Source organism: Microcoleus sp. T3_D1, from assembly GCF_036700405.1.
Classification (GTDB): Bacteria; Cyanobacteriota; Cyanobacteriia; order Cyanobacteriales; family Microcoleaceae; genus Microcoleus.
Genome location: NZ_JAUBOV010000038.1, coordinates 43,293 through 51,090, shown reverse-complemented (window position 1 = coordinate 51,090; position 7,798 = coordinate 43,293). Strand labels below are relative to the sequence as shown.

General features: G+C 47.0%; 7 protein-coding genes. 3 read left to right on the top strand and 4 right to left on the bottom strand.

The features are described from left to right. The 3 genes from QT992_RS18200 to QT992_RS18190 form a co-directional block, all read right to left on the bottom strand. Positions 1-1,055: serine/threonine-protein kinase (locus QT992_RS18200; protein WP_333377419.1), on the bottom strand; the 1,055-nt coding region annotated here is incomplete at its 3' end. 202 nt (positions 1,056-1,257) lie between these two features. Beyond that, the gene (locus QT992_RS18195) at positions 1,258-1,695 is read right to left on the bottom strand and encodes a hypothetical protein (protein WP_333316005.1); all 438 of its coding nucleotides are present in this window, start codon (positions 1,693-1,695) and stop codon (positions 1,258-1,260) included. A gap of 36 nt (positions 1,696-1,731) precedes the next feature. Further along, positions 1,732-2,355 (bottom strand): sulfotransferase, encoded by a 624-nt coding sequence (locus QT992_RS18190; RefSeq protein WP_333316004.1) that lies wholly within the window; start codon positions 2,353-2,355, stop codon positions 1,732-1,734. 365 nt (positions 2,356-2,720) lie between these two features. Between QT992_RS18190 and QT992_RS18185 the strand changes: the two genes are divergently transcribed. The 3 genes from QT992_RS18185 to QT992_RS18175 all read left to right on the top strand — a co-directional run bounded on the left by QT992_RS18185 (position 2,721) and on the right by QT992_RS18175 (position 3,693). Next, positions 2,721-3,131, top strand: a complete 411-nt coding sequence (locus tag QT992_RS18185; protein ID WP_333316003.1) for a Nif11-like leader peptide family natural product precursor — start codon at positions 2,721-2,723, stop codon at positions 3,129-3,131. A 46-nt stretch (positions 3,132-3,177) separates the two neighbouring features. Continuing rightward, positions 3,178-3,390: a hypothetical protein gene (locus tag QT992_RS18180; protein ID WP_333316002.1), complete on the top strand. Its 213-nt coding sequence runs from the start codon at positions 3,178-3,180 to the stop codon at positions 3,388-3,390. A 75-nt stretch (positions 3,391-3,465) separates the two neighbouring features. Then, positions 3,466-3,693 carry a hypothetical protein gene (locus QT992_RS18175; protein WP_333340568.1) on the top strand — a complete coding sequence of 76 codons (228 nt, stop codon included), beginning with the start codon at positions 3,466-3,468 and terminating at the stop codon, positions 3,691-3,693. A gap of 862 nt (positions 3,694-4,555) precedes the next feature. Here QT992_RS18175 and QT992_RS18170 read toward each other — a convergent pair. Further along, positions 4,556-7,525 (bottom strand): NHLP bacteriocin export ABC transporter permease/ATPase subunit, encoded by a 2,970-nt coding sequence (locus tag QT992_RS18170; RefSeq protein WP_333340571.1) that lies wholly within the window; start codon positions 7,523-7,525, stop codon positions 4,556-4,558. Positions 7,526-7,798 lie beyond the last annotated feature (273 nt).

Below are 7,798 nucleotides of genomic sequence, written 5' to 3'. Positions count from 1 at the left end.
TCTTGCCTGTGACTGCTTGTGGCACAGGCATCTTGCCTGTGACTGCTTGTGGCACAGGCATCTTGCCTGTGACTGCTTGTGGCACAGGCATCTTGCCTGTGACTGCTGACTGTTTCAAAAGCTGTTAGTAAACTATCAATTTCTCGCTCTCTGCCATAAAGTTTTTGCGGGATTTGAAAACGGTCAGAAATATCTTGACATCCTAGCGGAAAAACTGATATATTGTTAGCGCTATGCAGTTGATTTAAACATTCTTCTAAATCGAGTTTAATGCCGATCGCACTTTGATACCGCTCCTCAGCATTTTTCCCCATCAACTTCATCACAATATCGGAAACAATTTGCGGAATTTCGGGATTCACCTGAGATGGAGACAAGGGCTGTTTAGCGAGGTGACTGTGTACCAATTCCAGCACATCCTGAGTGTCAAAAGGCAGTTGGTATGTCAGCAGTTCGTAAAAGGTAGCCCCCAGGGAATAAAAATCCGTGCGGTAATCTAAACTTCGATTCATTCTGCCGGTTTGTTCCGGCGACATATAAGCAAGAGTTCCCTCTAAAAAGTTGGGATTTTTGATGGTGTAATTCTCGCGCGTCAACTGCGTGGAAATGCCAAAATCGATAATTTTGAGTTCGCCGCTAGCTGGATTGAAGACAATATTTGAAGGGTTAATGTCTTTGTGAATGATGTGGGCGCTGTGAATTTGTTGTAAACTTTCTGTAGTGGCGATCGCAATTCGCAAGAATTCTGCAATACTAAATTTTTGCTGCTGCATCCAAATTTTCAAGGATTCGCCGCCAAAATCCTCTAAAAACATCACCAGCGTGTTTTGATATGGCTGCAAATCATAGGCTTTTATACAGCCGCTCAGGTTCAGAGATTGTGTAATTTTATACTCTGTGCGATAGCGGGCGAGTTCTTGGGGTGTGGGATAATTTTCTTTAAGGACTTTGAGCACGACGGGGAGACAGTCGGGTTGTCGGAATCCTCGGTAAACCAGGGAGTTTGCGCTTTCGTAGATAAGCTCTGTGACTTCAACGCCAGGAAAAGTGAGCATATTCAGCCTGCGGTCAACTTTGCCGTCGAACATAGCATAAATTTGCTCCTCACACCAGATGTGCGTGAGCCATCAGTCGATTTTAGATTTTAGATTGCGACTTACGCACGGGCTGTCAGAAACCGGGTTTTTTACCAAAATCCTTCATCGCAGCCCGCAGATTCAGCAAAAAACCCGGTTTCTTTGGCTTAATGCGTAGTTCCTAATAACCGCAATGGACGAGATACGGTTGGAGTTTCCGGCAGATTTCATCATAGCTATTTTCCACTTCTGGCAATAACTTCACGGGACGAGGAGCGATCGATCTTTCATAGTCTACAGTAGTTTTTGTTTCTAGTTGTAGAAACTCCAATACCTTCAGGATAGTTGACTCTGGGGATTGACATAAATCCTCATACTTAATAGATATATAATCGGTTGTTGGCAGCGCTCGAATATTTTCCCAAAAATAAGTCGTAGCTAGCATAGATGTTTGAGTCACTTGACGTATCCCCAAGCCAAATAAACTCGAATACTTAATCCGAAAAAGCAAACGCCGCAGGGGGTTGTCAAATATCTTGCGATACCGCTTAGAAATTAGCTGCGTGTAGGGACTTTTAACAGAAAGCATCAAGCGCGCCGCTTTTAACTTAGAATTCATCACATGGATTGGATGGGGAGCATCTCAGTTTTGCATTTACAGTGCGAGCGTCCCCGCTCGCGTATTGTACAATACGCGAGCGGGGACGCTCGCACTACAATAAAAAAAATGCTTTTTACAAAACTGAGATGCTCCCATTGGATGTCGGTGAATAAACACAAACTTAGCTTTAGGTAAAACACTCTTGATATACATAAAGTGGGGAAAACACCAGGGATTTTTGAGCAAGAGAGATTTGTCTGAATTGGAAGCAAATTGAATTTTATGACAGAGTTGCACAAACAAAAGCAGGTTTTCAGGGTTCAAGTAAGAGTCATAGCCAGCATTTCTGAGAATAAATCCATACTCTTCTGGTAAATCGGGAGTAGGCTTGACTTTATCGAACAGGCGATCGCTGATTTCCAAGGATTCAAACAAATTTTCCAACTCTTGACGAGTTTGCTCTTGGCTTCCATTTATATGGTTATCCAAGATTTCATCATATTTGATGATGTGAGCAGCCTTGAGGTAGTTAAAGCACTCAGTTGCAGCCAATATTTGATATAGTACCGTCGTTCCCGAACGATGATCTCCCATAATAAAAATTGGAGTAAAATCGACTTTCTCTAGCAAGTGAAGGTAGGGTTCATCTGGGATATTGTTGATTTGTCTGGCTGGCATATTTTAAGCTTCCGTATGAGGTTAAAGTTTTTTTGTTGTAGTGGGATGAGTAGTTGGTGTTGGGCGTTGGGGCGATCGCTTGGAGAAACTCAGGAATGGGACGCAGGCTTTAGTTATTGCAAGAGAGTGTTACCAGTATATAGTTGTATGCGATCTGCGATACCTAGCCAAAAGTTCAGGTAATCTTCTCAACTAAAGGTGAGTTAAAGCTAAGTTGTTTTTATAGGTTCAAAACTCTACTTTGAGCTAGCTACTTTAGGCAGGAAATTTTCTAAACTAAATTTACGCAAAGGCCAGCCATAGCCTAGCCGGAAAAAATCAATTAAGGAGTAACTTCCTTAACAATTAAATCAGGAGCAAATCTCATGTCTTTTGAATTTGAAAGCGTCAATCATTTTTTTCAAGAAGTATCACAAGATCCAGAACTCCAGCTACAGTTCCAATCCGTAACGGATCGGGAAAGCTTAGTGGATAAAGCGGTAGCCCTGGGCAAAGAAAAAAGCTACAATTTCTCCTCAACAGAGGTTTCTGAGTGGCTGGAGTCGATGACGCCCCAGCATCAGAGTCAGTCAGATACTTCAGGCGAGTTGTCTGACAGTGAATTGGAGGCTGTTGCTGGCGCTGGACCTGTTGGAGGTGCTATAGGAGCCGCGGGAGGTGCTATAGCTGGATTTTTCAGCGCTCTTGTCACAGGAAAATTCGATGAGATCGGTGAGAAAATGCTAGAAGGAGCTGTTGCTGGGGGTGTCGCCGGTCTCCTTACTCCTGGAGCATAGGTAATCTTTTGTTGAATCCAACACCGAAATCAAAAGGAGCAATCAGATGGACAGCACTAATCAGTTTTCCCGAGAACTTGAGCAAGATTCGGCCGTACAACAGCAACAGTCGCCAGCCAATTCTGTTGCTGAAGAATTGAACGATACGGAATTAGATGCGATCGCAGGCGGTTTGGGTTTTATGTTTCAAGATTGGCATAATATCCCCCGCTTCTCTCCGAGAACTTATGACGCATTTGCGGGTAAAAAAGTGGGATAGCAGGCAACTTTGCTAGGAGTTGGTTCAATCGCTTTTGGAAACAAATTTCACTAATTGTGCAAGGAGAAAACCTCAATGGAAAGCAACAATAAATTTTCCCAAGAAGTACCGTCCGAATCCCAACAAGAAAATTCAACTAATCAAGAATTGGACGAATTGGAATTAGATGCGATCGCGGGTGGCTGTTCCGATGCTGCGGATCAAGCTCGGGCTGCTGGTATCCCTGTTCTCACAATCAACCAACCGCCTCCAAAACTGCGCTTGACAATCCCTACGAAGATGTTGGAACTTTTGGGTTCATAACACAAGTTAAAAACGTTACACCCGCAGTCCGGCAGTCCGGCAGGGGTTTAAACCCCTGCCTCATAGCATAAGTCCTCTCAAAGAGGACTAATAAGTTATATCAGATCCGGTCGATTCGAGGGCGATCTAAAAAGGTTTGTAGTGCGGACAACAGTACGCAGCATTTTGCGGACTGTTGTCCGCACGAGCGATCGAATCTTATTGCGGTCGAGCGACCGAATCTAATATTATTCAGTCCTCTTTGAGAGGACTTTCGCTATGAGACAGGGAATTAATTCCCTGTCGGACTGTGGCATAAATCTTAAGTTAAAAGGACGAAAAGTCAAGCCTCAGTTCCTACAAAATACCTGTAATTTATTATGGATGCAATACAGCCAGTATACCTCATGCAGCAAGCCCCCGATATGAGTAACACTACAATATTTAGCGTTGGCTTAGTTATCGCCTGCTTGCTATTGCTAATTTTGTTGTGGTTGCCCGATTTGGTAACAAAAGAATAAGCCTAATTTGGCTCGATTCATAGTGATGGCTGTAGGGGCGGGTTCACCGAAATCTCTCGGACCGATCGAACAATCCCATAAACCCGCCCTCCCCCGCCTTGATTTACATCAACATTTTCCCAATAAATTAGCGGTACATTGGTATTGTTGGTGGGGTGGGGGCGGGTTTACGAGATTGTCGATTTTTGCCAGATATTGTTGGTGAACCCGCCCCTACGGGTTGGATTTACATCAACATTTTACCCCGTAAATTAGCGGTACATTTGTATTGTTGGTGGGTAGGGCGGGTTTACGAAATTGTATATTTTTGCCAGAGATTGTTGGTGAACCCGCCCCTACGGGTTTGTGAAATCGCGTTTACATTACTCTAATTGCCGCGCCACTAATCTAGCAAATAATCCTCCCTGTTTTACCAATTCCTCAAACGAACCGAATTCCACCAAACGGCCGGCTTCAATTACATAAATGCGATCGGCATTGCGAATCGTACTCAGGCGGTGGGCGATGACAACTCGCGTCACATTCAACTTATCCAAACTCTCAGTAACGATCGCCTGCGTGCGGTTGTCCAAAGCACTCGTAGCTTCATCCATCAGGATAATCTTTGGTTTGACAACCATCGCGCGCGCAATTAACAATCTTTGCCGCTGTCCTCCCGAAAGATTCGTGCCGCCCTCGCTGACAACCGTGTGCATTCCCATCGGCATTTGTTCGATATCGGCGGCTAAACCGGCCATTTGCGCCGCTTCCCAAGCTTCCTCCTGCGTTACCATCGCCCCGCAGGTAATATTGTCAAAGATCGAACCAGCATTAATTCTGCCGTTTTGCAGCACTACTCCTAACTGCCGCCGCACAGCTTGAACGTCGAGGCCTGCTAAATCTTGATTGTCGTAATAAACAGTGCCGCTTTGTGCTATTTCAAATCCCAATAACAGCCGAAATAATGTTGATTTGCCGCTACCAGACGGCCCGACGATCGCGATAAATTCCCCCGGTTGAATATTGATGCTGACATCATCTAAAATTGGGGGCCCGTCATCGCGGTAGCGGAAAGTGGCGCGATCGATCGTAATTTGACCTTTCAAGCGGCCGGGATCGGCTTTTGTCGGGTCAGATTCCGGGATGCCCTGGACGATCGGTTTGGCGCGCTCCCACAGCGGTACAATTCCTAAAATATCAGTTAGGGTATTGCTCAAATCTGTGACGCCAGAAAGAAAGGTGCCGAAGGCGGAATTAAAAGCAAGAAAGGTTCCCATATTCAGTCCGCCTCCTTCTGTTTGAGAGGTTTGCATGAACACAATTGCAAACCAAAACATCAGAATAGAACTGACTAACGGCAGCGCTTCGTTAAACACAGAAACGCTGTCGTCAATTCGTTTAATTCCAGTTCTTAATTTAATTTGTTGGCTGTATTTTTTCGCCCAAGCTGCAAAAGCTCGCCCTTCGGCGGCCGCTACCCGCAGCTTTGAGACTCCGTTAATTAGTTCTACTGTCAGCCCGTTAATGTCGCCCTCTCCTGTTTCCATCTGCCGCTCTTTTGGGATTAAGAGCAAGCTGGATGTGACTGTTACTATAACCGCGATAAGAGTTAAACCAATTCCGACTAAAGTCAGCGGCAGGCTGTAAATAAACATCAGCCCCAAATTCAGCAGGGAAAATATCGCGCTCAAAAGTGTCCGCTGCGTCGCGCCGCTGAGTTGGGCGCGAATTTGATTAACTGCTAATAAGCGAGTTAGCAAGTCCCCAGATGAATAGCTGCGAAAAAACGCCGGTTTTAATCTCAGCAATCGATCCCAAACTGCCGGCTGGAGAGTGCCACTAGCAGCATTTTCGATCCGCAGGGTCAGAATTGTTTGGGCGATGCTAAATACAGCCCGTCCGATCGCGGCAACTAACAATACCAGCCCTAACTGCCACAGTAACAAACGATCGCTGTCAGGAATAGCATCATTGACCAAAATCGAGGTAGCTTGCGGCGTCACCATCCCCAGCAGCGTTCCCAATATCCCCAGCCCGAAAGCAGCGATCGTGTCTTTTTCGTAGCCCTTCGTCCCGAAGCGAAACAGTTCCGCAGCGTTGCGAACTAATAGCGGCAGCGGCCGGTAAAACATGAGAGTTTCTGACGACAACTCTTGGGCGATTGCTTTAGTTACCCGTTTGCGAGTGCGATCGATCGGATCGAACAAAGTATAACGAGATCCCTTACCGGGCAACAAAGCTACAGGTCGATCGTCGGACTTTGTATAAGCCAATAGCGGGCCGCAGTTCTGCCGCCACCAATCTCCAACCAGCAACACGCGGCGGGTGCGAAATTGGGACGATCGCGCGATCGCCTCGATCGGATCTTTAACTCGACTCAAGTCTTCGGAACCCGCCGGGGGATTGACGGTTATACTTTGTGCCTTACCTACAGCCCCAGCAGCGATTAACAGAGGCGTTCCTTCCTCAAACAAGGCAGTTTTCCGGGGATGCAGCACCTCGGTTAACTCTCCCAAAGCTGTCTGAGTTACTTGGCGGTTTAGCTGTTCGCGTTCCTGAAAGCGCCGGAATTCCTCGGCTTTTTGCTGGGAAACCAGCAAGTTCAAGCAGCAGCAGAAATACTCGTGCAGCAAAGCTAAACTCGCGGGCAGCCAGTCGGCATTTTCCACCTCTGCTGTTGAGAAAATTTGCACCTCAACTTCCCCGCAGGCCGCCAGCAGCATATTCCCAGCCAAAGGAAATGCTGGGGAAGCGGAATTTAACTTCAATTCCCCGACACTCGCATCGCCCGACGAGACGCGCACGCAGACAACTGTTCCCGGAGGCGATCGCAGAATTTGACCGGGAAGTAGCGATATCTGCTGCGAGGCTGCTGCGACAACCGCAGTTTCTGGGGCAACTTTTTCCTCCGGGGCGTGAAGCGCAGCTATCCCGTAGGGAATCACTCGTTCTCCCAAATGCTGTATCCACCCTTCCACAAGCGATCGCGTTTTGCCGTCACCAGCAGCAACTAAAGCGGCACAATCTGCGATCGCGATCGGTTCCAGTTCCGTTTCGGCGATCGCGATCGCCAGAAGTCCCCAGCCAGCTTTTAAATTTTCTCCCCCCCTTGTAGGGGCGGTGCCCCCGTGCCCGCCCTGGTTGGGGGGGGTAATGGCGCCGAACAAAGCCTCGCCGGCACCGACGCCGAACAGATAATGGCGGTTTCCCGCAGGCTTCTCACTTTGTATCGGGGCTGCAAAGACTGCGATCGCGCCCGACTTAACAATCCATACCTGATGCGGGTCATTCAGCAGCAGCGGTTCATTTCCTTTAATTCGGTGCAGTTTCTTAACAGGATTTAGATCGAGCATAGCTAGTAATTTGTGATTAGTAATATCAAGTCGGGCAGGGGTTTAAAGGCCTGCGTCAAAGAAGAAAGTTCGATGGAATCGATCGGGCTAATCCACAGATCCGCCGGGGATTAAAATCCCCGTCTCATAGCTAAAGTCGGTTAAAACCGACTCAATAGCTAATAACAATTTAATGGGTCGTTGCACATATTTTGCTCCCCCTAAATCCCCCTTAATAAGGAGGACGAAATATCGGATAATTGTCCCCCCCTTATTAAGGGGGGTTAGGGGGGA